This window comes from Streptomyces sp. SID5464, assembly GCF_009862985.1.
Classification (GTDB): Bacteria; Actinomycetota; Actinomycetes; order Streptomycetales; family Streptomycetaceae; genus Streptomyces; species Streptomyces chartreusis_D.
Map to the genome: position 1 here is coordinate 171186 of NZ_WWIQ01000009.1, position 1413 is coordinate 172598.

Consider the following 1413-nt stretch of genomic DNA (forward strand, 5'->3'; position numbering starts at 1 on the left):
TGAGACCTGATGCCGAGCCGATTGTGGTGAAGTGGATGATCCTATGCTGTCGAGAAAAGCCTCTAGCGAGTTTCATGGCGGCCCGTACCCTAAACCGACTCAGGTGGTCAGGTAGAGAATACCGAGGCGTTCGGGTGAACTATGGTTAAGGAACTCGGCAAAATGCCCCCGTAACTTCGGGAGAAGGGGGGCCACATCTGGTGATGAGCTTCGCGCTCTGAGCTGGGGGTGGCCGCAGAGACCAGCGAGAAGCGACTGTTTACTAAAAACACAGGTCCGTGCGAAGCCGTAAGGCGATGTATACGGACTGACGCCTGCCCGGTGCTGGAACGTTAAGGGGACCGGTTAGCTCCATTTCGGTGGGGCGAAGCTGAGAACTTAAGCGCCAGTAAACGGCGGTGGTAACTATAACCATCCTAAGGTAGCGAAATTCCTTGTCGGGTAAGTTCCGACCTGCACGAATGGCGTAACGACTTCTCGACTGTCTCAACCATAGGCCCGGTGAAATTGCACTACGAGTAAAGATGCTCGTTTCGCGCAGCAGGACGGAAAGACCCCGGGACCTTTACTACAGTTTGATATTGGTGTTCGGTTCGGCTTGTGTAGGATAGCTGGGAGACTGTGAAGCGCTAACGCCAGTTAGTGTGGAGTCGTCGTTGAAATACCAGTCTGGTCGTGCTGGATGTCTAACCTGGGTCCGTGATCCGGATCAGGGACAGTGTCTGATGGGTAGTTTAACTGGGGCGGTTGCCTCCTAAAGGGTAACGGAGGCGCCCAAAGGTTCCCTCAGCCTGGTTGGCAATCAGGTGTTGAGTGTAAGTGCACAAGGGAGCTTGACTGTGAGACCGACGGGTCGAGCAGGGACGAAAGTCGGGACTAGTGATCCGGCGGTGGCTTGTGGAAGCGCCGTCGCTCAACGGATAAAAGGTACCCCGGGGATAACAGGCTGATCTTCCCCAAGAGTCCATATCGACGGGATGGTTTGGCACCTCGATGTCGGCTCGTCGCATCCTGGGGCTGGAGTCGGTCCCAAGGGTTGGGCTGTTCGCCCATTAAAGCGGTACGCGAGCTGGGTTTAGAACGTCGTGAGACAGTTCGGTCCCTATCCGCTGTGCGCGTAGGAGTCTTGAGAAGGGCTGTCCCTAGTACGAGAGGACCGGGACGGACGAACCTCTGGTGTGCCAGTTGTTCTGCCAAGGGCATGGCTGGTTGGCTACGTTCGGGAGGGATAACCGCTGAAAGCATCTAAGCGGGAAGCCTGCTTCGAGATGAGGACTCCCACCCACTTGATGGGGTAAGGCTCCCAGTAGACGACTGGGTTGATAGGCCGGATCTGGAAGCACGGTAACGTGTGGAGGTGACCGGTACTAATAGGCCGAGGGCTTGTCCTCAGTTGCTCGCGTCCACTGTGTT

The 1413-nt window shown here is 56.3% G+C and carries 1 rRNA gene (cut by a window edge); it reads left to right on the forward strand.

What is annotated here, in order from left to right:
• Positions 1–1391 (forward strand): 23S ribosomal RNA (locus tag GTY47_RS09180) (it extends 2044 nt beyond the left edge of the window).
• Positions 1392–1413: the final 22 nt, after the last annotated feature.